Origin of the sequence: Pseudomonas fluorescens (assembly GCF_002022275.1) — a bacterium.
GTDB lineage: Bacteria > Pseudomonadota > Gammaproteobacteria > Pseudomonadales > Pseudomonadaceae > Aquipseudomonas > Aquipseudomonas fluorescens_AJ.
Map to the genome: position 1 here is coordinate 1 of NZ_MSDF01000063.1, position 20,807 is coordinate 20,807.

The 20,807-nt window shown below is 62.4% G+C and carries 17 protein-coding genes and 1 pseudogene; 6 read left to right on the plus strand and 12 right to left on the minus strand.

The features are described 5' to 3' along the window. Positions 1-208 precede the first annotated feature (208 nt). Positions 209-886, plus strand: a complete 678-nt coding sequence (locus tag BFW87_RS31045; RefSeq protein WP_078743524.1) for a sterol desaturase family protein — start codon at positions 209-211, stop codon at positions 884-886. A 69-nt stretch (positions 887-955) separates the two neighbouring features. Continuing rightward, positions 956-1,096, plus strand: a pseudogene (locus tag BFW87_RS31915) (SMP-30/gluconolactonase/LRE family protein); the annotation flags it as partial. A gap of 27 nt (positions 1,097-1,123) precedes the next feature. On the opposite strand, the gene BFW87_RS31050 reads toward BFW87_RS31915, so the two are convergent. The 5 genes from BFW87_RS31050 to BFW87_RS31070 all read right to left on the minus strand — a co-directional run bounded on the left by BFW87_RS31050 (position 1,124) and on the right by BFW87_RS31070 (position 6,798). Then, positions 1,124-1,480: a hypothetical protein gene (locus BFW87_RS31050; protein ID WP_078743525.1), complete on the minus strand. Its 357-nt coding sequence runs from the start codon at positions 1,478-1,480 to the stop codon at positions 1,124-1,126. A gap of 2 nt (positions 1,481-1,482) precedes the next feature. Beyond that, positions 1,483-2,472: a hypothetical protein gene (locus BFW87_RS31055; RefSeq protein ID WP_078743526.1), complete on the minus strand. Its 990-nt coding sequence runs from the start codon at positions 2,470-2,472 to the stop codon at positions 1,483-1,485. A gap of 139 nt (positions 2,473-2,611) precedes the next feature. Beyond that, complete coding sequence (locus BFW87_RS31060) at positions 2,612-3,676, minus strand: lipocalin-like domain-containing protein (RefSeq protein ID WP_078743527.1); 1,065 nt, start codon at positions 3,674-3,676, stop codon at positions 2,612-2,614. Then, the gene (locus BFW87_RS31065; RefSeq protein ID WP_078743540.1) at positions 3,666-6,128 is read right to left on the minus strand and encodes an ABC transporter permease; all 2,463 of its coding nucleotides are present in this window, start codon (positions 6,126-6,128) and stop codon (positions 3,666-3,668) included. Before BFW87_RS31065 ends, BFW87_RS31060 begins: the two co-directional genes overlap by 11 nt. A 1-nt stretch (position 6,129) precedes the next feature. Beyond that, positions 6,130-6,798 (minus strand): ABC transporter ATP-binding protein, encoded by a 669-nt coding sequence (locus tag BFW87_RS31070; RefSeq protein ID WP_078743528.1) that lies wholly within the window; start codon positions 6,796-6,798, stop codon positions 6,130-6,132. Positions 6,799-7,072: 274 nt separating this feature from the next. Here BFW87_RS31070 and BFW87_RS31075 point away from each other — a divergent pair, with 274 nt between their 5' ends. The 3 genes from BFW87_RS31075 (at position 7,073) to BFW87_RS31085 (ending at position 11,135) form a co-directional block, all read left to right on the plus strand. Continuing rightward, the gene (locus tag BFW87_RS31075) at positions 7,073-7,747 is read left to right on the plus strand and encodes a histidine phosphatase family protein (RefSeq protein ID WP_078743529.1); all 675 of its coding nucleotides are present in this window, start codon (positions 7,073-7,075) and stop codon (positions 7,745-7,747) included. A gap of 187 nt (positions 7,748-7,934) precedes the next feature. Further along, the gene (gene arnT / locus BFW87_RS31080) at positions 7,935-9,590 is read left to right on the plus strand and encodes a lipid IV(A) 4-amino-4-deoxy-L-arabinosyltransferase (RefSeq protein WP_078743530.1); all 1,656 of its coding nucleotides are present in this window, start codon (positions 7,935-7,937) and stop codon (positions 9,588-9,590) included. A 27-nt stretch (positions 9,591-9,617) separates the two neighbouring features. After that, complete coding sequence (locus BFW87_RS31085; RefSeq protein WP_078743531.1) at positions 9,618-11,135, plus strand: ArnT family glycosyltransferase; 1,518 nt, start codon at positions 9,618-9,620, stop codon at positions 11,133-11,135. Here BFW87_RS31085 and BFW87_RS31090 read toward each other — a convergent pair. From BFW87_RS31090 to BFW87_RS31115, 6 genes are all read right to left on the minus strand, one after another. Continuing rightward, positions 11,116-11,847, minus strand: a complete 732-nt coding sequence (locus BFW87_RS31090) for an ATP-binding cassette domain-containing protein (protein WP_078743532.1) — start codon at positions 11,845-11,847, stop codon at positions 11,116-11,118. The genes BFW87_RS31085 and BFW87_RS31090 overlap by 20 nt on opposite strands. Before the next feature lie 53 nt (positions 11,848-11,900). Then, complete coding sequence (locus tag BFW87_RS31095; RefSeq protein WP_078743533.1) at positions 11,901-12,728, minus strand: alpha/beta fold hydrolase; 828 nt, start codon at positions 12,726-12,728, stop codon at positions 11,901-11,903. Between the two features lie 126 nt (positions 12,729-12,854). Continuing rightward, positions 12,855-14,444, minus strand: a complete 1,590-nt coding sequence (locus tag BFW87_RS31100) for a dipeptide ABC transporter ATP-binding protein (RefSeq protein WP_078743534.1) — start codon at positions 14,442-14,444, stop codon at positions 12,855-12,857. Then, a complete protein-coding gene (locus tag BFW87_RS31105; protein WP_078743535.1) occupies positions 14,441-15,268 on the minus strand; it encodes an ABC transporter permease in 828 nt (275 codons plus the stop codon). Before BFW87_RS31105 ends, BFW87_RS31100 begins: the two co-directional genes overlap by 4 nt. Continuing rightward, complete coding sequence (locus BFW87_RS31110) at positions 15,268-16,245, minus strand: ABC transporter permease (RefSeq protein WP_078743536.1); 978 nt, start codon at positions 16,243-16,245, stop codon at positions 15,268-15,270. Before BFW87_RS31110 ends, BFW87_RS31105 begins: the two co-directional genes overlap by 1 nt. Continuing rightward, a complete protein-coding gene (locus tag BFW87_RS31115; RefSeq protein WP_078743537.1) occupies positions 16,242-17,825 on the minus strand; it encodes an ABC transporter substrate-binding protein in 1,584 nt (527 codons plus the stop codon). Before BFW87_RS31115 ends, BFW87_RS31110 begins: the two co-directional genes overlap by 4 nt. Before the next feature lie 316 nt (positions 17,826-18,141). Between BFW87_RS31115 and BFW87_RS31120 the strand changes: the two genes are divergently transcribed. Further along, the gene (locus tag BFW87_RS31120) at positions 18,142-19,488 is read left to right on the plus strand and encodes a tetratricopeptide repeat protein (protein ID WP_078743538.1); all 1,347 of its coding nucleotides are present in this window, start codon (positions 18,142-18,144) and stop codon (positions 19,486-19,488) included. A 242-nt stretch (positions 19,489-19,730) separates the two neighbouring features. Here the strand turns inward: BFW87_RS31120 and BFW87_RS31125 are convergent, their stop codons facing one another. After that, a complete protein-coding gene (locus BFW87_RS31125; RefSeq protein WP_078743539.1) occupies positions 19,731-20,726 on the minus strand; it encodes a P1 family peptidase in 996 nt (331 codons plus the stop codon). Between the last annotated feature and the right edge of the window lie 81 nt (positions 20,727-20,807).

Genomic DNA, 20,807 nt, shown 5'->3' on the forward strand with positions numbered 1-20,807 from the left:
CAAAGCCGGAGTGAGGGCACACCGAGCCTGGGCGAGGTGCCGAGTGGTGGGGCGAGGACCTTTTGGTTACTTTTGGGTCCTTCCAAAAGTGACCCGCTGTAAGAGCGGAACCCATATCAGCCTTCACTCAAATAACGGATATGTACTCGCACAATCCCCACCACCAACTAAGCTCAAACCCCAACAAAAAGACACCGAGCACCCCCAAATGCCCCACCCGACCGAAACCTTCCGCGCCCATTACCGCGCCCAAATCAACCCCCGTTACAACCCCTGGCTCCACGCCACATTCGTACTCACCTACGGCATCACCTGCATCACCCTGGCCTGGTCCTCCACCGACAACATCACCCCACTCCAGTGGCTCACAGTCCCCCTGACCCTGATCTTCTTCAACCTCTGCATCTACCTCGTACACCGCCACCTCGGCCACCACAAACACACCCTGGGCCGGCTGTTCTACGCCCGCCACACCGGCGACCACCACAGCTTCTTCACCCCCGGCCACATGACCTTCGACAGCCCCCGCGACTGGCGCGTAATCCTCTTCCCCGCCTGGCTCATCGTCCTGCACAGCCTGGCCATCACCCTCCCCGCCTGGTGGCTGCTCAAACAGCTGAACCCCAACATCGCCGGCCTGTTCGCCGGGTGCATGATCCTCGGCTACCTGCTCTACGAAGTGTTCCACGCCTGCGAACACCTGCCCGCCGACCACCCCGTGGCGCGGTTGCCATGGATTCGCCAGATGCACCACCTGCACGCCCTGCACCACCGCCGCGAACTGATGCAGGGGCGCAATTTCAATATCGTCCTGCCCGTGATGGACTACCTGTTCGGCACCCTGCACTGGGAACCGAACGCCCACGACAACCGGAAGTCGTCATGAATACCCGCCCCAAAAAATTACGTCATTTATTCTTTGTGCTGTTTCTCGCCGTGATCGCCTTTCTGCTTCAGCGGGTTGCACGACGGCAGCGCGGGCAATCACTGGCCTGTCGCCACCGCCCGGGAATACGACGACTGGCTGTACCTGGGCTCGCTGAAAGGCACGAGCATGGCGCGGCTGCCGTCGAAGCTGGCGTTGGCGTGTGAATGACGAAAAGATTCAGAAAACAAGCTACCTCTAGAGCCAGGTAAACCAATACCCCCAGCTGATTGACCAAATCAGCACAAGACGAAATGGCCATACGGCCCAACGCTTGAGTGCCAACGGAATGGAAGCCAATTCTGCCTCGGTCACGAGGCCTGTTTTCACAGAGTCTTTAGGCGTGCGCAGGATGCCAATCATCAACCCCATGCGATTAAATCTGTCGACCCGCCGATTTCTTGTCCAGCGCTGCTGACGTTTACCAACTTCTGCGTTTTCACTGAAGTAACTTTCCAGCTCATCAAGCTTCGTACGCCCGGCATAAAACATCAGTGCCAAAACAACGAACGTCCCAATAATCATCACAATGGTGTAGGCAATAAAAAACGACATCGTTAAGCCCCCTCGGCTTGAAAGATAAAAACACCTTCCATCTCTATGATTTTGCCGCCCAGAAACGCCCCACCATCGCCACCCAGACTGCCTCCTGCGTAGCCCCCTGCAGCGCCCCCAATGACTCCACAGGTCAAAGCACCACTGCCTTTAGTCGCGAAACCTAAAAAGAGAGTGCATACACGCCGGCCTATTTCAGCGCCTAAAGCTCCTCCTCCAGCCGCGCCAGCCACTCCAAGCGCCAGTCGGCCCGACTCCACATATTTCGCCCGCCGACACTGAGCTTCCCTTCCCGTCACACACGCCTCCTTTATCTCCAACCCCGCGGCCGTTGTATCCATCACCAACCCGACATAAGTCCCCTTCCCCAGCAGGTTCGACATCTGCGCAATCCCTTTCATCCGCTGCGCATACCCCACAATCTCCCCCTTATGCAGGTAACTCTTCGTCGAAACCCCCAGCACCTTCTTCAACGACTGATTCCCCCGCAGCCCACTCCCAAACCGCGCAGCCCCTTGCAACTGTGTATCCAGTTGCCCAAACAACACCTGGCGCTGCCGAACAAATTCGCCCCGGTCCACCCCACCGCTTTTCAACCGCTGATGCAGTTGTTCGATCGCCTCCAACGTAGCCGCCACTTCCTTCAAGTGCCGCCCCCAGGCAGAACTCGCACTGCCCACACCGATCGAGCCATACGTCAGAAAGCTCTGTAACAAGTCATAGTTATTGATGACTGCCGAGCCCGCCGATGCATCCAGGTCCCGTCGAACCTCTTGGGCATACCGCATCAGCCAGGCTTCCTCCAGCGAACAGCTCACGCTGTAGGCATCCGGCACAATCACCAATTGCCCCGGCGTCACCAACCCTGGCCGCAGATGCCGGTTCAGTACATCGAAGTGGTCCAGACGCTGGCGGCTTGAGGTGCTGCCCATCAGCCTGTTTTTCAAACTGAGGTAGTCCGTAGTGCGCTCATTCACGTATCCCTGCGCCATGCCTTACATCCCGGTAGCAATGAAGATGGCGTCGGAATATAGGCAAGCGGATACGCCCCGGACACAAGTCCGGGAGGGGAAAATCACATTTGGGAAGAGACCTACATCGCAGAAGACAAGCGCCTACAAAAAAGGCGCTTTAGTACCCCGTCATCTCCAAATACCCCACCCCACCGTCAAACTTCACCGGCCCTTCCCAGTAGGGAATGCTCAGGTTCATCCAGGCGTTCGGGTTGACGGCTTCGGTGGTGATATCCAGCTGCTTGGCGGGAATTTTCAGCGACCAGCGCGTAGGAATGTGGCGTCCGTCGATGTCGGTAGTCGCCAGTGGTGCAAGCTGAATATCGGCATTGTGCAGGGTCTCGGTGTGGCCGTCCTTGTCGATCCAGGTGCCGGTCAGATAACCCGCGCCGTCGGTTTGCCGTACGCGGAAGAGCATCAACTGCTCGCCGCGGTCCAGGTGCAGGGAAAACCAGTCCCAACCGGTCTGGCTGGCGGCCAGCGGTTGGCTGCTCCATTCGCGGTCAAGCCAGGCCGGGCCGCTGACCTGATAGGTTTTGCCATCAATACTCACACTGCCGGTCGCCGTGAAAAACGGTTGGCTGTAGTAGTAAGACGCCTGCCCCTGATCGGACTTGCGGCTGTAGCCGTTATCGCCTTGCAGCACCAGCGGGCGGCTCGACGTCAGGTGCAGGTCGTAGGCGAATTGCGGCCCGCCGGCCTTGAGTTGCATGTCCGCCAGGGGGCTTGCGGCGCCTGGCCGAGTGGCGAAATTCCAGTCGTCGATCCAGGCGTTAAAGGGCTGCGCCTGCGCGCCGGCCTGGCCGACGCCGCCACGCGCAAAACGTTCAGCGGCGTAGTGCCGGGTCGCCGAGGTGACGGCGGCGTGCCCGAGCCACACCGTCGAATCGTGCCAGCCGGGTTGCGCCGCTCCCGCCTTCAAGGCGTTGCGAAACAACGTCCACTGCACGCCGAACACATTGCCTTGGGCATCCTTGAGGTTGGCGGTGACGTACCACCATTCAATGCGAAAGCCCTCGTGAGGGCCGTGGTCCTCGGGAAAGCTGAAGACTTTACCCGGCACCACCTGGGCAAAGTCCGCGGCATCGCTGCCCAGCCCGGCGAAACTCGCTTCAGGCGCAGGCGCTTTGTCGCACCCGCTGAGCAGCAACATCGCCGCCCACACCAGCGCTTTAATCCTCATGGGCAAAGGTCCTCAACAAATCCGCCGGACGGCTGCGGTACAACTGCCACAGCGGCAGGGCCGACGCCAGCAACGTGGCGAGCATTGCCAGCCCCAACAATTGCGCGAGCTGCCACGGGAACACCTGCAACGGCAGGCGCCAGCCAAACGCCTGTACGTTGATCACCGCATCCAGGCACCAGGCCAACAGCAGCCCCAGCGGTAATGCGAGAACCAGCGTGAGCACGGCCAACAGCCAGGTCTGGCCGAGGTTCAACAGCATCAGTTGCCGCCGCGTCACCCCCAGCGCCCACAGCGGCGCAAGCTGGCCGAGACGGCTTTGGCTCTGGGTCAGCAGGCTGATAAACAGCGCCACACCGGCGACGCCGAGGGTGAGGCTGTTCAAGGCTGCGGTGGCGGCGAAGGTGCGCTCGAACACCTGGCTCGACCAGCCTTTGAGTTGCTGTTGATCGACGATGCGACTGTCTTCCAGGCCAAACGTCTTCTGCACTTCGCCTACCAGCGGCGCTACGTTTTGCGGCAGTACCCGCAGGTTGAAGCGTGCAGGCGACAGCGTCGGCCAATGCGCCAGCAGATGCCGGGAATTCACCAGCAAGTGGCCCTTGGGGTTGCCATAGTCGGCGTAAATGCCCACTACGCGCGGCGACCAGGCACCTTCAGGCGTCGGGATGTTTACCACCTCACCCAACCGCACCTTCAACCGCCGGGCGAGCTGTTCGCTGAGCATCACGCTGTCGTCGTTGAGCAACTGGTCCCAAGGTGCGTTGGCAGCCTCCAGCAACGGCCAGTGCTGGCGATAGGTCGGGTCGTCGACCACGCCAAACACGTCCGCCGGCCAGCCCTGTAATTGCACCGCGACCTGCCAGGTCGGCAGTACGGTTTGCACCTGCGGCTGCTGCGCGAGCCACGTGCCGAGTTGCTCCGCCTGCGCGGGGTTTTGCGGGTTGATGTACAGCTCGGCGGTGAGGCGTTGTTCGAGCCAGTTGTTGAAGGTCTGGCGAAAGCCCGAGGTCATGGAACCCGCGCCGATATTCGCCGCCAGCGCCAACAGCAACGCCATCAGTGCCAGGCTCAAGGCGGGCAACTGCTGTCGGCAATCGGCGAGAAACCATTGGCCCAACACTGAGCGACTGCGCCCCAGCAGCGCCTTCAGCAAACCGTTGAGCACCACCGGCAGACCCAGCGCAGCGCCGAGCAGCAACGCGGCCATCAACACAAACCCGGCGGCCAGGCTGTCGCCCAGCCACAGCGCCAGCAGCGCAATCAACAATGCCGTCGCCGCCACCCATCCCTGACGCCGCAACCAGCGCCCATGGGCTTCGTGCCAGGCCTGGGCGTTGGCCAGCGCCAGCAGCGGCAAACGCGCCGCCCGCCACAAGCTGCTGGCGCCGGCGAGTAACGCGCCCAGCAGGCTCAGGCCCAAACCGGCGATCCACCACCACGGGCTAAGGCTCAGTTGGCCCGGCACTTCGGCGCCGTATAAACCGCGCAGGCTGGCGGCGACATCCGGCAGCAACAGGCTGGCGAGCAGGTAACCGCTGGCGACGCCCAGCACGCCGCCCAGCAACGACAGTGCGCCAAGCTCTACGCCCAAGCTGAGGATCAGCATGCGCGCGCTGACCCCGCAAGCGCGCAGGGTGCGCAGCAACCCGCGCCGTTGTTCCAGCGCCAGGCCGATGGCGGCGTGGACGATAAACAGCCCCACCACAAAGGACAAAAAGCCCAACGCGTCGAGGTTCAGGTGAAAGCTTTCGGTGAGGCGCGCGAGGTTATTGTCTTCACCCCTTTTGAGTTGCAGCGAAGCGGGAGGCGTGGGATGGCTGGCCGCAAAGGCATTATCGAGCAACAGGCGCGACAGCTGCCCTTGCATCGCCAGCAAGGGTTGAGCAAAACCGATGTCCGTCAGCAGCAGGCCGGGGGCCATGTCCTGCTGAACCTGCAACGGCGGCAAGGCCTGGCCGCTGACCGTGAGTGGCTGCTCACCCTCATGCAGCCCCAGCGCCTGCAAGGTTTGCGGTGCAATCCAGGTGCGTCCCGGCGGCTCGAAAAACGCGAGCATTTGCGCCTGGCTCAAGCGTTGCCCCGCCACAGCGCCGGTGCCGGGCAGCGACAGCGGGTCGATGCCCATCAATTGCAAACGCTGGTCTTCATGCCCCTTGAGCGCCAAGCGCCCCTGCACCACCGGCGACACCGGCCACCCGGCGCGACGCAGTTCGGCAAACACCGCCTGCGGGAAGCTGGCCGCATCCGGTGCATTGAGGCTGGCTTGCGGTTCGCCGCCGATCAGCTGACTGGCGCGTGCATAGCTGTCCCGCGCCTGGCTGTTGAGGGCTTGCACGCCGGTCAATAGTGCAGTGGCCAGCCACAGGCCAGTCAGCACGCTGAAAAACTGCACAGGGTGACGTCGCCAATGGCTCAGCAGCGCGCATAACGCCCAATAAAACACCGCCACCTCAGCGCGCGTCCGCGGGCACGACACGCCCGCGATGCAACACCACCTGCCGGTCCAGCCGCGCGGCAATTCGGGGGCTGTGGGTGACCATCAACAAGCTGGTGGGGCTGTCGCGCAACAGGTCGAGCATCAGTTGCAGCACCTCATCGCTGGTGGCTTCATCGAGGTTGCCGGTGGGCTCGTCCGCCAGCAGCAAGCCCGGGCGCGAGGCCAGCGCGCGGCCTACCGCGACCCGTTGCTGTTGGCCGCCGGAGAGTTGTTCAGGATAGCGTTTAAGCAAGTCACCCAAGCCCAGACGCTCAACCAACTGCGCCTGCCACTGTGGATCGAAGCGCCCGGCCAAACGCGCCTGGAACGCCAGGTTGTCGTCGACACGCAAACTGCCGATCAGGTTGAACTGCTGAAACACCAAACCGATTTCGGTGCGCCGCCAGTGGGCCAGTTGCGACTCGTTCAACTGATCCAGGCGTTGCTCACCCACCTGGATACGGCCGCCATCTACCCGGTCAAGCCCAGCCACCAGGTGCAGCAAGGTACTTTTGCCGCTGCCCGACTCGCCCATCAGCGCCAGGCTCTGACGTTCACCCAGATGCAAGTCGACACCTGCGAGCACCGTCAGCGGGCCTTGGGGGGTGGCGTAGCGTTTCAGGACATCTTGCACCTGCAACATAAGCACGCTCGTTTGAAGGACTGCAAACGAGAATAACGGCTGGCCGCGCAGCCCACGCAAATTTTTCACATTGATTTCACTGCTTGCCCACCCGCCCCCCTCTAAATTGCCCGCCAAGCGTCGGTCTCCGGCAACTAATTAGTTGCCGATCCCGGCAACTTCTACCCGCTGAATGTTCAGCGAAAAGACAGCAGCCCTGTGACAGGCTTTCCCTTAAATGCGGGCACCTGTCAACGCGCTGCGCCTACTCAAATAACAAATGCAGACCGTACCCATGGTGAAAGATGTGGTTGACCTTACCCTGACCAAACCGCGCTCACGCCGCGCTGTTATCAAGCGCTTGCGAAAGTGGGGCGCAGGTGTCGCCGTTGTCGGTCTGCTGCTGGCCGGTTTCCTGCTGTGGCCCTCATCGCCGCGTGACCTGAGCGTGGGTGATCGCTTGCTGACGTCCAAGGTGTTGCCCGCCTGGCGCGATGGCGATCTGATTGTTCTGGTACGCCACGAAGAACGCTGCGACCGCTCGTCAAACCCCTGCCTCGGCCCACTGGAAGGCCTGACGGTTATTGGCAATCAACAGGCCGAAGAACTGGGCAAAGCCTTCAAGGCACTTGGCATGCAGAGCAGTGACGTGGTCGCCAGCCCCGTCGTTCGCACCCGCCAGACTGCCCACGCCATGTTCGGCAATACCGAGCTGACTTCCAGCCAGCAAGCCATCTGCGGCGCGGCCATCGGCGAGGAATTGCTCAGCCGCAAACAGGCCGGACGCAACCTGGTATTTGTCACCCACAGCGGTTGCATCGCCGACTTCGAAACCACCCTCGGCTACCCCCACGCACACTTTCCCGAGTACGGCAGTGCCTTGTTTGTGCGTGTGCTCCCGAACGGCAAGTTCGAGACGCTGGGCATTATGAAAAGCCAGGCCTGGCTGGATGTTTTGAAGAAGTTCTAGACACTTTTTTACTTATATTTTCTTTCATGTTCAGCAAAACGACAGGCCTCCTCTGGCATGTTTAACTGCGCCCGTTATTTGGCGGCGTCATGAATAATTTCAGCGACTTAGTGAACTTTGTGATTCTTCCTTCTATTACTTTCATCCCTCAACACCCTTCCATTGAACGTCAAGGAGCGACGTTTTCATGACCCGTTTGAAACCCTTGCATCTACTGCTGCTGGCCTTCGCTGTGTTTTATCTGTTGCCCATGGGCCTGCACGGTTTATGGATCCCGGATGAAGCCCGCTACGCTCAGATCAGCCAGGAAATGCTGCTGAGCGGCAATTGGGTCGCGCCGCATTTCATGGGGGTGCGCTACTTTGAAAAACCTGCCGCCGGCTATTGGTTGATCGCTCTGGGCCAGGCTGTGTTCGGCGAAAACCTGTTTGGCGTGCGCATCGCTTCAGCCCTGACCACCGGCCTGAGCGTGGCGCTGGCCTACCTTATCGCACGGCGCCTGTGGAACGACCCGCGCAAAAGCTTTGCCTGCGCCCTGCTCTACATGAGTTTCGGGTTGGTGGCCGGCCAAGCGGGGTATTCCAACCTTGATCCGCAATTCACCTTTTGGGTCAACCTCAGCCTGGTCGCGCTGTGGTTTGCCCTCGACAGCCCCACGCCCCGCCGCCGGCTGGGCGCCTGGGCACTGGTGGGGCTGGCCTGTGGCATGGGCTTCCTGACCAAGGGCTTTCTTGCCTGGCTGTTACCCGTGTTGATTGCCCTGCCGTACGTGCTCTGGCAACGCCGCCTCGGCGAGTTGTTGCGCTGTGGCCCACTGGCGATCCTGGTAGCAGCGCTGGTCTGCCTGCCGTGGGTGTGGGCGGTGCATGTGCAGGAACCGGACTACTGGCGTTTCTTCTTCTGGCATGAACACATTCGCCGCTTCTCCTCCGACAATGCGCAACACGCAAGAGCCTGGTGGTTCTTCCTGCCGATCATGGTGGTTGCGTGCCTGCCATGGGCGGCCTTGTTGCCGGCCACCCTGCTCAAAACCTGGAAAGACAAAGGCCAGCCGGCAGTGGTGTTTCTTGCGCTGTGGCTGCTGTTGCCCCTGGCCTTTTTCAGTATGAGCCGCGGCAAGTTGCCGACCTACATCATGCCGTGCCTGCTGCCGCTGGCGCTGTTGATGGGCCACGCGCTGATTGACCTGATCAAGCAGGGCGAAACACGTTCACTGCGCGCCAACGGCCTGCTGAACCTGATCATCGGCGTGGGCGCGATGGCCGGCCTGATTTACCTGCAAATCGATAACCCGCTGTACAGCAACAGCCATGCGGAGATGTTCAGCCTGTCCTTGAGCTTTATCGTGCTGCTGGGCTGGATCCTCGCCAACCTGCTGCAAGCCTTCCGACCGCTGACGCTATGGGCAATGCCCGCGCTGGCCATCGGCGTGCTGGTGGCTCTGTTGCCTGCCGGCATGCCGGAAGAAATCACAAACACCGAAATGCCCGACCAGTTTGTGCTGGAACATCTGGATGAACTGCAACAAACCCATGCTCTGATCAGCAACGAACTGGGTACGGCATCTGCATTGTCCTGGCGCCTGCGCCGGCCTGAGGTGGCGTTTTACGACACCGAAGGCGAACTGCGTTACGGCCTCAAGTATGCGGGTGCAGCCCACCGCAAGGTCACCCTGGACAACGTCCAGCCGTGGCTGAGTGAAGCGCGCAAACAGGGCTCGGTGGGCGTGTTGATGCGCGTGCGCAGCACCAGCGAGCACCGCGAAGAAGGGCAACTGCCCCCGGGCGGCAAGCGTTATCGCAAGGGCCCCATGCTGATGATCATTTACCCGCAGCTTCCTTAACGTCTGGCTTGCCACAGGAACAACCCGATGAGCTACTGGAAAACCGAACGTGGCGCGCTGGTGTTGCTGCTGGGCGTCTCGGCGCTTCTCCTGCTGCTGGGCCTGGGCAGTCGTGACCTGTGGGGGCCAGAAACCCGCTGGGCGAATATCGCCCTGCAAATGCTGCAAAGCGGTGACTATTTCGACCCTTACCTCAAGGGCGCGCCGTACTACGACAAACCGCTGCCCTCCTACTGGTTGATCACAGGTTTTGCTAACCTGATGGGCGGGCTCGGCCCGTGGTCGCTGCGCCTGTCCTCGGTGATCTCGGCGTGGCTGAGCATCTGGCTGGTGTACCTGATCGGCGAGCGCCTGTTTCGCCAAGGCACCGGGCTGATTGCCGGATGGATGCTCGCCACCAGCTTTTACTTTCTGTTCTGGGCGCGCGTGGCCACCGCCGATGTGCTGACCGTGTGCGGCGTGCTGGCATCGGTGTGGTGGTATTGGCGCGGGCCGGACGACACACGGCTGGGGCGCTACACCGTATTTTTCCTGCTGTTGGCCGCGACATCGCTGCTCAAAGGCCTGATCGGTTTTGTATTGCCGGGCCTGGTGCTGCTGCCGCATCTGCTCAGCGAGCACCGCTACAAACGCCACCTCAACCTGCGCCTGCTGCTGGCCCTGCTGATCGCAGCGGCGTTCTATGCGATCCCCTTCGTGCTGTCGCATATCTACGGGGCGCCGACCTATGGCGAAAGCGGCCTGCAACTGGTGTTCAAGGAAAACGTCGTACGCTTTTTCGACCCCTTCGACCACATGGGGCCGATCTACACCTACCTGATCTACCTGCCCGCCTACACCTTGCCGTGGGCGCCGTGCTGGGTGCTCGGCCTGTGGCTGGCGCTGCGGCACTGGCGCCAGACGCCGCCCAACGTGCGCTGGCTGGTGTGGGGCCTGGGCCTGCTGTTTGTGTTCTTCACGGCCAGTGGCAGCCGCCGCAGTTACTACGTGCTGCCGTTGGTGCCGTTTGCCCAACTGTTGGCGGCCTGGTGGCTGAGTGAACGCCTGCAGAAAAACCCGGCCCGCTGGCCGCGCTGGCAGAAAGGCTTCGGCTTCACCGCAGGCCTGCTGTTGCTGGTGCTGGGAGTGATCTACCCGTGGACCACCGGCAACGGCGGCGTGACCCGTTTTGCCGAAGACGTGAAAGCCCAGGCGCAACACACCGCGCCCTGGAGCGACTGGCAGATGGTCATGGTGGAAGTCGACAACAAGCTGCCGATGTACCTGCAAAACGGCGGCAAGCCGTTCTATTACGTCAGCGAAACCCAGGACTTCCCGCGCCAGGGCGACAGCGCCGCCTTCATGGCCTGGCTGGAAAAAACCAGCGGCCGACGCTTCGACCCGCAACACACGATTATCCTGGCGCAGTATTCCAGGGAAGACCCGACGCCGCTGGCCTACCTGGGTGCGGATCATCAGGTGATCACCACACAACCGGATAACGGCGAGCGGTTGTTTCAGAAGCGTGAGGGTGGGAGTGTGGCGTTTATCCCCACGCCGCGCTGACAGTACGGGCCTGAGCGCGACGGCGGATAAAATCGGTCCGCCCCTGGTGAAGCACCACCGCACGGCTCGTCACCCGTTGCAAGTCCGCGACGCGCTGCGAGATGCACAACACTGCCATCCCACGGCTGCGCTGGCGGTCGATCAGGCCCAGCAGGCGTTCGGCGTCGGCGTCTGACAGAGCGGCCGTCGGCTCATCGAGAATCAACAGCCGTGGCTGCAAGGCGAACGCCCGGGCCAGCAACAGTAACTGTCGATCAGCCTGGCCCAGGCGTTCCACCGGGTGCTGCAACGGCAGATCGAGGCCCAGCACCGCGGCGATGGCTTCGGCGCGTAGCAGCAGGTTTTTACGGTTGAGCAGGAAGTCCGCACCCGGCAGGCACAGCTCGTCGAGCAGCAGGTTCTCGGCCACGCTCAGGCCGGGGGCGATGCCTTCGTCGGGGCGCTGATGCACGGCGACGATGCCCACGCGCCGCGCCGACAAGGGTGACGTAAAACGCTGCCGCTGGCCGTCGACCCACACTTCGCCGCCGTCCGCCGCCAACCGGCCGCCGAGGACTTTCACCAGCGTCGATTTGCCCGCACCACTGGCACCCAGCAAGGCCACGCCTTCACCGGGATAAATCGCCAGGTCGACCTGATCCAGGGCCGTGACGGCACCGAAGGTTTTGCTCAGGTCGCGCACGCGGACCAGGGGCTCGGGGATGTGGCTCATGGCAAATCTCTAGAACGAAACAATGAGTCACTACAACGCATCAGCGCGTCGGTTTATTCCGTCAACGTGCTGAAAGCTTTAAGCACGGCCTCGGGTTTCTCCAGCATCAGTTGGTGGCCGCATTGGGCAAGCACCTGGAACCGCGCGTTTGGCAACTGCTCAGCCAAAGCCTGCCCTGCGCTGGCGGGGGTCAGACCGTCGCTGTCACCGGCCAGAATGCTGACGGGCAAAGTCAGGGTGGGGATTTGTCCCGCATCCGGCCAACTGGCGTTTTTCATCAGGGCCTTGAACATGTACAGCGGGTTGCGTTCGGTGAGTTTTTCCTCGTACGCCACCAGCGCCGGGTCAGCGGTGGAATGCCAGGCGCGCTCGCGGAAACCCTTGGCCAACAACGGGCGCAGCCATTCGAGCAGCCACGCGGGTAACGACAGCAAGCCGCCGCTGGTCGCAGGGCGATGCAGCAGCGTACCCAGCAACAGCGCCGCTTCGACAGGCACGGCAGGTTTGGTCAGCAAGGTACTGAGGGTCAGGCCCGTGCCGAAGGAGTGCGCCACGATCAGATTACGTGGGCCCGCGTAGCGCTGCAGGATCGCCGTGTAGTCGGCCACCAGTTCCGCCCAGGCGTAGGCCGATGCCTTGCGGGGTTTGGCGCTCTCGCCGTGGCCCAATAAATCCCAGGCGACCAGGCTGTAGCCCTGCGCCTGGAGCGCTTGCCATTGCAGGCGCCATTGGTCCTTGTTGCCGCCGGCGCCGTGGCAGAAAAACACCACGATGTGCGCCTGGGTGGTGCCCGGGTGGAGGGCAATGCTCAGGTGGCGGTTGGGGCGGATTTCCACAATTTGGCCGCGTACCACGGGCAGTTCTTTGAAATTGGCACTCATAAACACCCATTCCTCAATGAAGAAACTCGGTAAAACCTGTGGGAGCTGGCTTGCCTGCGATGACGGTGGGTCAGCTGCATCTCTATCAACTGACAGGCCGCTATCGCAGGCAAGCCAGCTCCCACATTAGATGGCATCAGCCGGCACACACTGCAACAGCGTTCGAGTGTAAGGATGCCGCGCATCCGCAAATAAACCCGCCGTCTCACCCTGCTCCACCACCCGCCCGTTCTGCATCACCGCAATGCGGTCACACAACCTTGCCGCCACCCGCAGGTCGTGGGTGATAAACACAATGCTCAGTTTCAAGCGTCGTTGCAGGGATTCCAGCAGCTCCAGAATCTGCACCTGAATCAGCGCATCAAGGGCCGAGACACACTCATCGGCGATCAATATTTTCGGTTCTACCGCCAACGCGCGGGCAATGCCGATACGCTGGCGCTGGCCTCCGGAAAACTCATGGGGATAGCGTTCGAAAGCCGTGGCCGGCAAGCCCACCAGCGTCAGCAACTCGCGTGCACGTCTTTCGGCGTCGGCGCTGGAATGCCCCTGCACCAAAGGCCCGGTCATGATGATGCGGCCCACGGTCTGGCGTGGGTTGAGGGAGGCGAACGGGTCCTGAAAAATCATCTGCACGTCACTGCGCAGCGGGCGTAAACGCCTTTCCGACAGCCCGGCCACGTCCTGCCCCAGCCATTGAATGTGCCCGCTGTCAGCCCGTAACAAGCGTACAAGGCAACGTCCCAGGGTGGATTTGCCCGAGCCGGACTCCCCGACAATCCCCAGCGTTTCACCCTCGCGCAGGTGCAACTTGACCGCGTCGAGCGCCTGCGTGGTGCGTCGCGTCCACCAGCCGCTGCGGGTGCTGAACACCTTGCTCAACTGCTCGGCGCTCAGCACCACCGGGCCTGACACCGCAGCACGCGGCGCCAGTGGTTGTGCCGACACCGCCGCCAGCAATTGCCGGGTATACAGCGCCTGTGGCTCGCGCAATACCTGGCGGGCGCTGCCCTGCTCCACCACGTGGCCCTTTTCCAACACCAGCACGCGGTCGGCAATCGCCTCGACCACGGCAAAATCATGGGTGATGAACAACAGCGCCATACCCTTGTCCCGCTGGATTTTGCGCAACAGCTCGAGGATCTGCGCCTGGGTGGTCACATCCAACGCCGAGGTGGGTTCATCGGCGATCAACAGCGCCGGATCAAACGCCAGCGCCATGGCAATCACCACGCGCTGGCGCTGGCCGCCGGAGAGCTCGAAGGGATAGGCCAGGCGCAGACGCTCGGGGTCGGGCAGGCCGACATAACCGAGCAACGTCACCACTCGCCGACGCCTTTCGCCTGAGGATTTCACGCCATGGGCTTGCAGGGTTTCATCAATCTGTTCACCCACGCGCATCAAGGGGTTCAGGGCGCTCATGGGCTCTTGAAACACCATGCTGATGTCGTGCCCGCGCAGTTGACGCATGGCCTCTTCGCTGCGCGTGGCCAGGTCCTCTTCGAGGAAAACCAGGCGCCCGCTTTCCACCGTCAACGGCAGCGGTAATTGGCGCAACAACGCCCTGGCCAGCATCGATTTGCCCGAGCCGGACTCGCCCACCACGCACAGGCATTCGCCGCGGTTCAGTTGCAGCGACAGGTCATACAGCGCATGGCTGCGGTCCGCGCCGGGCGGCAAGGCAATTCGCAGGTTTTGCACACTCAATAACGTCATACCGACCTACCCGGCTCAAAGGCCACGCGCAAGCCTTCGCCCACCCGGTTGACCGCCAGTACGCACAACACAATGGCCAGGCCCGGCAGGAAACTCATCCACCAGGCATCGCGTAACAGTCCACGGGACGCGTTGATCATGTAGCCCCAGCTCATGGCCTCCGGGTCGCTCAGACCAAGGAACGCCAGGGCGGCTTCGGTGAGGATCGCCGTGGCCATGACAAAGGTCATCACCACCAGCAACGGCGCGAGGGCATTCGGCAGGATTTGTTGGGTAATGATCCCCAGCGGCGACTGCCCAAGCACCCTTGCGGCCTGCACAAATTCGCGCTGGCGCAGGGTCAGGAATTCACTGCGCACCAGCCGCGCCACCGCCGGCCAGGCGACCAGCGCAATGGCCAAGACGATGGTGCCCAGGGACGGCTCCAGCACCGCCACCAGAATCACCGCCAACACCAGTTGCGGAATGATCTGGAAGAACTCGGCGATGCGCATCAGCACGCCGTCAAGCCAGCCACCGAAGTAACCGGCGAGCGCGCCGACAAACAGCCCCACCAGCAGCGTCGCCAAGCTGGCCAGTGCGCCCACGGCCAGTGAAACGCGTGCGCCGTAGAGCAAACCGCTGCCCAGGTCGCGGCCGAGCAAATCACTGCCCAGCCAATGGGCCGAGTCCTGGAACGGCGCAAGCATCGGCCGGGTGTTCATTTCCCATGGCGAACTGCTGGTGAGCCACGGCGCAGTAATCGCCAATGCCACCAGCGCCAGTAAAAACACCGCGCCGGCCACTGCGGACGGCTGGCGAATAAAGCGTTTGAACACCGCCATCAGCCCTGCCCTCCGGCGCCGATACGCGGGTCGAGCACGCGGCAGATCACATCAGTCAGCACGTTAAAGCCCACCACCAAAATCGAAATCACCAGAAAGCCCCCCATCAATACGCCGTAATCGCGTTGGGCCAGGGCGTCATACATCAGCCGGCCAATGCCGGGCCACGAATACACCACCTCCACCAGCAGCGCGCCGCTGGCCAGTTGGCCGAGTTGCAGGCCAGCAAAAGTCACCACCGGCAGCAACGCATTGCGCAGCACGTGCACGTACAGAATCCGCCGGGGGCGCAAACCCTTGGCGTGGGCCGTGCGCACGTATTCCTGAGCAAGGGCGTCGAGTACGGCGGCGCGGGTCAGGTGGATATACAGGGCAAGAAACAACACGCTCAACGACAGGCACGGCAGCAGCAGGTGCTGTGCACGGTCCAGCAGCGAAAAGTCCTGGCCGACGGTTTCCATGCCGAACGCCGGCAACCAATCCAGGCTCACCGAAAACAGCAGGATCAACAGCATCGCCAGCCAGAACGGCGGCATCGCGTATAGCAACAAGGCGCCGTGGGAGATCACACCGTCCAGCCAGTGCCTCGTCTGCCGCGCCCGCGCCGCCAGCACGCCGAGTGTCACGCCCAGCACCGACGACAGCACAAACGCCGAGCCCATCAGGGCCAGCGTCGCCGGCAAACGCTCGGCGATCAGCGCCCACACCGAGGTCTGGTTGCGGTAGGAATACCCCAGGTCCATATGGGCGATATTGCCCAGGTAAATCAGCAACTGCTGCAACAACGGTTTATCCAGGCCCATGGTCTGGCGCAGGTGCTCGATGAACTGCACGTCGTCCACCCCCGCTTCGCCGGCCAGCAACAGCGCCGGGTCGCCCGGCGCAAGGTGAATCAACACAAAACTCAACACCAGCACCGCCACCACCATCAGCAACGCCTTGAGCAGGCGCCCGCTGAGATACAGCACGCCGTTCATGGCGCGGGGGCGTCGAGGTAGACGCTTTCGTAGTCTTCGTTAAGGCTGGTGGCGGTTTGCAGCAGGTTTTTCACTTGCGTGTGAAACAGCGTCTGGTTGCGCATTTCAAAGATCGGCGCGATCGGCAGGTCGTTGTTCAGCACGTTCTCCAGTTGGCTGTAGAGTTGGGTGCGCTCAGGGCTTACTGGCGTGTTGGCGATTTTCGTCCACAACGCATCGGCCTCAGGACTGCTGTAGCCGCTGACGTTGGCGAACGGCGAGGTCTTGAGGATGTAGTCGGAGCGGTACAGGTAGGCGCTGGTCAGGTAGGGGTCGCCGATCTGGAATATGAAGTTGTAGGTCAGATCAAAGTCCCAGTCGCTGACACGCTGGAACCAGGTGGCCGCATCCGACGTCACCACCTGCACTTTAAAGCCCAGCGGTTGCAAAGCTTGCTTGGTGTATTCGGCCAGGCGCTCCCACGCGCCACCTTTCTCGCCGTTGAGCAAACGGATACGCACCGCGCCCACGTCCACACCGGATTCGGCAATCAGCGCCTTGGCCTTTTTCACGTCATAGGCGTACTGCGGCAACTGCGGGTCGTGGTAGGGGGTGGTCGAGACAAACTCGCCCTGGGCGAGCTTGCCCGAGCCGAAGAAGATGTTGTCGACGATGAACTGGCGGTTCAGCGCATACAGAATGGCCTGACGCACCTTGGGGTTGTTCAGCGGCGGCTTGCGCGTGTTGATTTGCAGGAACGCGAGGCCGGCGTAAAGCTCCCAGCCTTTTTCCGACGATTGCACATTCGGCAAGGCGCTCAGGCGTTTGAGGTCGGAGTAATCGGCATCGCCGCTGCGCAGCACTTGCACGTCATTGCGCTCAAACGCGGCGGCGCGCGAGGAACCGTCGGGGATGACGTGGAAGACAATGCCGTCCAGATGGGGCAGGCCTTTTTTCCAGTAGTCAGGGTTCTTGGCCAGCTTGATGTAGGCGCCGCGCTTCCACTCCACAAACACAAACGGGCCGGTGCCGACCGGCTTGAGGTTGTAGGGGTTGTTGCGAAAATCGGTGTTCTCGTAAAGGTGCTTTGGCACCACCGGGCGCAGGCCGCTGCCCAACGCCGACAGCAGCGGCGCGAAGGGTTTCTTAAGGTGGAAGACCACTTGCAGCGGGCCTGTGGCAGTGATGTTGTCGACGTACTCGGTGATGATCCCGCCGAGACGCTTGTCCACCTCGGGGTAGAAAGTCTTGAAGCTGAACACCACATCATCGGCGGTGAACGCCGGGCCGTCATGCCAGTGCACGCCGTCCTGCAGGTCGAAGGTGTAAGTCAGGCCATCCGGGGAAATAGTCCAGGCCTTGGCCAATACCGGTTTGGGCTTCAGATCCGTGTCGAAGGTCAGCAGGCCCTGCAGGATCTTGCCGCTGACGTACTGGGTGGACACATGGCTGACCACGCCGTGCATCAGCGACGGCGGTTCAGGTTGGGCGACGAGGTTGAGCACCCCGCCGTCATGGGGTTGCGCCTGGGCCTGACCGGCCAGCAGGACGGTGCACAGCCCCACCGACGAGAGGACGCGGCGGAAAGAGAATGAGCGCATGGAGTCTCCTCGACTTGAAAGGTATGCGAGGGATTTTGCAAGGGCTGTGCCATGGGCGGTTTGGCCGGAAATGCAGGGGCAGCGCGCAGATGAAGTGATGAAAAAACCACAGCGGCCTGCGCGACTGTGCAAAAAGCAACAGCCCCGCAGTTTCAATGTGGGAGCTGGCTTGCCTGCGATAGCAACCTTTCAGTTAACAGAAATGTAGCTGACCCACCGCTATCGCAGGCAAGCCAGCTCCCACATGGATTCCAGGTTGTCAGGTGGCACAAGGTTTGCCCCTGCAATGGCATCCGAATCAATGAGCCTCTCCACCATGTCACTGGATTACCTGGGCAACCCCATCGACACCCAAGACCCCGCCACCCGCCAGGGCCTGGACGATTTTATCGGCGGCTTCCTCGGCTATCAGCCCCGCGCCGAGGGCATCCTGGCCGCCGCTGATGCCGACGCCGACTCCGCGCTCGCCAATGCCTTCGCCGGTGTACTGCTGATGTTTATCGAGTCCCCCGAAGGCCCCACGCTGGCCGAGCACTACCGACTGCGCGCCGCTGCGGTCGATACCGACCACCCGCGCGCGCAGCTGTATCTGGCGTTGTTGGAAGCGTGGATACGCGATGACCTCGATCACGTGCTGCACCTGAGCGAACACGTTCTGGAGCGTTACCCCCGCGACCTGTTTGCGGCCAAGCTCAATCAGTACCTGGAATTCAACCGGGGTAACTGGCCGGCGCTGCTGCGCATCGGCCTCAAGGCGGTGGCGGCCGCGACGGACATCGCCCACAGCCATGGCCTGCTGGCCTTCGCCTATGAACAATGCCACCTGATCGAAGAGGCCGAGGCCAGCGCATTGCAGGCCCTGCGCCTGCAACCGTCCGAGCCTTGGGCACAGCACGCATTGGCCCACGTGATGCTGACCCAGGGGCGTATCGAGGAAGGCACGGCATTTCTGGAAAGCGTGGCCCATCACTGGGCGGGCTTGAATTCGTTCATGTACACCCACAATTGGTGGCACCTGGCGCTGTTCTACCTGGCACGCGGTGAGGACCAGCGGGTACTGGAGATTTACGATCAACACGTGTGGGGAATCTTGCCGGAATACTCCCAGGACCAGGTGGGTGCGGTGTCGTTGCTGGCCCGGCTGGAACTGGCGGGGATTGATGTGGGCAAGCGTTGGCAGGACTTGGCGCCGTACCTTCAGCGGCGGGTGGGGGATACGGTGCAGCCGTTTCTGAGCGTGCAATACCTGTATGGCCTGGCGCGGGCGGGCAAGCCTGAGGCCGACACACTGCTGGCGGCGCTTCGGCGGCATAGCTTCGACGCCAGGCCGGTGTGGGGCGAAGTCACTTTGCCGCTGGCCAAGGGTTTGCTGGCCCACGCACGCGGTGACTGGCAGCAGGCGCTGGAACAGTTGAGTATCGCCCTGCCCCGCCTGAACGAGATTGGCGGCAGCCACGCCCAGCGTGACCTCTTCGCCCAGGTGGAACTGGATGCACGCTTGCACGCGGGCGACTGGTTTGGCGCGCAGCAGACGCTGGAGTTGCGGCGCCGGTATGACGGCTGGGATGTGCCGACGAATCGGAGTCTGGTGAGGGTGTATGAGGCGTTGGGGCTGCCGGAGCAGGCGGCGACAGCGCAGGCCCGAGTGTCACGATTCACCTGATACACAAAGAACCAATGTGGGAGCTGGCTTGCCTGCGATAGCGGTGGGTCAGCTACATTTGCCGATCGTTCCCACGCGCAGCAAAGGAATGCATCCTGTGACGCTCTGCGTCACCTGGCACAGGACCTTAACTACCCGCCGACTTCGGGACGCGGAGCGTCCAGGGCGGCATTCCCACGCGGAGCGTGGGAACGATCAAACATCGCAGGCAAGCCAGCTCCCACATTTACACCGAGTCTGGCTCAAACGCCTCTGGCAGCGAACACGCCTCGGGCAATCGCCCGCGCCACACAATCCGCCGCCGCCGAGCCAACCCTTCCAATCTCCACCTGCCGCCGCGGCCCATCGGTCAACTCCACCGCCGCCGACGCCAAGGCAAACACCGTGTCCCCATCAAACGGCAAATGCGCCGGCCGCACCGCCCGTGCAATCCCGTCCTGAGCCATGATCGCCACGCGCTTGCACTCCGCCACGGTCAGCCGCGCGGTGCTGGCGACCACCACCAGTGTGGTATTGGCTCCGGCCTGCAAACGCCCCATGGAATCCAGCCGCGACAGTTCCGGCATCGGGTCACTGCAATCCATGACGTCCACCGGGCGATGCCCGCCAAACTCCCCGGCCACCTCCCAGGGCCAGGCCCAGAAGGTTTGACCGTCGGGCATGTACACCGAGCCAATCGGGTTGGCGACCACCAGCGCGGCGACGATCAACCCGTCGCCCAGGTCAAGCGAGGCCGTGCCCAACCCGCCTTTCAACACGCCGGCCATGGCGCCACGGCCAGCGCCGGCCGAGCCGAGCTCAAAGTCGTTGCCTGCATTGGCCAGTGCTTCAAACCCCAGGCGTCGGTACGGTGGCTCCAGCCCCCATGCCTTGTCGCCGCCATTGGCCAGGTCATGCAACACCGCAGCGGGCACGATGGGAATGGCCGGGGCGCCCGGCTTCAAGTGCAGCCCCACTTCGTCCTGAGACAACTTGGCCGCCACGGCATCCGCCGCGCCAAGGCCGAACACCGAGCCGCCGCTGAACACCAGCGCGTGTAACTGGCCGACCATGTTTTCCGGTTCAAGGGCGGCGGTTTCGCGCCCGCCGGGGCCGCCACCGCGAATGTCGATGCTGGCGGTCCAGAAACCATCGGGGCGGATCACCGTGACGCCGGTGTCGACGTGCAGGTCCGTGGCGTGGCCGACCGTGAGGCCTGGGATATCAGTGAGGGCGTTGCGTGGGCCGGGTCTGGGCATACAGAAAAAACTTCCTTGGGTTCAGGTATGGCGTGGGGAGAGCAAGCTGCATGCCACAGTGATCGTTCCCACGCTCCTGCG

What these genes read in the sequence shown, in the direction of transcription:
- BFW87_RS31115 (WP_078743537.1), bottom strand. Translation starts at nt 17,825, where the DNA reads ATGCGCTCATTCTCTTTCCGCCGCGTCCTCTCGTCGGTGGGGCTGTGC.
- BFW87_RS31050 (WP_078743525.1), bottom strand. Translation starts at nt 1,480, where the DNA reads ATGTCGTTTTTTATTGCCTACACCATTGTGATGATTATTGGGACGTTC.
- BFW87_RS31105 (WP_078743535.1), bottom strand. Translation starts at nt 15,268, where the DNA reads ATGGCGGTGTTCAAACGCTTTATTCGCCAGCCGTCCGCAGTGGCCGGC.
- BFW87_RS31070 (WP_078743528.1), bottom strand. Translation starts at nt 6,798, where the DNA reads ATGTTGCAGGTGCAAGATGTCCTGAAACGCTACGCCACCCCCCAAGGC.
- BFW87_RS31100 (WP_078743534.1), bottom strand. Translation starts at nt 14,444, where the DNA reads ATGACGTTATTGAGTGTGCAAAACCTGCGAATTGCCTTGCCGCCCGGC.
- BFW87_RS31055 (WP_078743526.1), bottom strand. Translation starts at nt 2,472, where the DNA reads ATGGCGCAGGGATACGTGAATGAGCGCACTACGGACTACCTCAGTTTG.
- arnT (WP_078743530.1), top strand. Translation starts at nt 7,935, where the DNA reads ATGACCCGTTTGAAACCCTTGCATCTACTGCTGCTGGCCTTCGCTGTG.
- BFW87_RS31045 (WP_078743524.1), top strand. Translation starts at nt 209, where the DNA reads ATGCCCCACCCGACCGAAACCTTCCGCGCCCATTACCGCGCCCAAATC.
- BFW87_RS31090 (WP_078743532.1), bottom strand. Translation starts at nt 11,847, where the DNA reads ATGAGCCACATCCCCGAGCCCCTGGTCCGCGTGCGCGACCTGAGCAAA.
- BFW87_RS31085 (WP_078743531.1), top strand. Translation starts at nt 9,618, where the DNA reads ATGAGCTACTGGAAAACCGAACGTGGCGCGCTGGTGTTGCTGCTGGGC.
- BFW87_RS31125 (WP_078743539.1), bottom strand. Translation starts at nt 20,726, where the DNA reads ATGCCCAGACCCGGCCCACGCAACGCCCTCACTGATATCCCAGGCCTC.
- BFW87_RS31110 (WP_078743536.1), bottom strand. Translation starts at nt 16,245, where the DNA reads ATGAACGGCGTGCTGTATCTCAGCGGGCGCCTGCTCAAGGCGTTGCTG.
- BFW87_RS31060 (WP_078743527.1), bottom strand. Translation starts at nt 3,676, where the DNA reads ATGAGGATTAAAGCGCTGGTGTGGGCGGCGATGTTGCTGCTCAGCGGG.
- BFW87_RS31075 (WP_078743529.1), top strand. Translation starts at nt 7,073, where the DNA reads ATGGTGAAAGATGTGGTTGACCTTACCCTGACCAAACCGCGCTCACGC.
- BFW87_RS31095 (WP_078743533.1), bottom strand. Translation starts at nt 12,728, where the DNA reads ATGAGTGCCAATTTCAAAGAACTGCCCGTGGTACGCGGCCAAATTGTG.
- BFW87_RS31120 (WP_078743538.1), top strand. Translation starts at nt 18,142, where the DNA reads ATGTCACTGGATTACCTGGGCAACCCCATCGACACCCAAGACCCCGCC.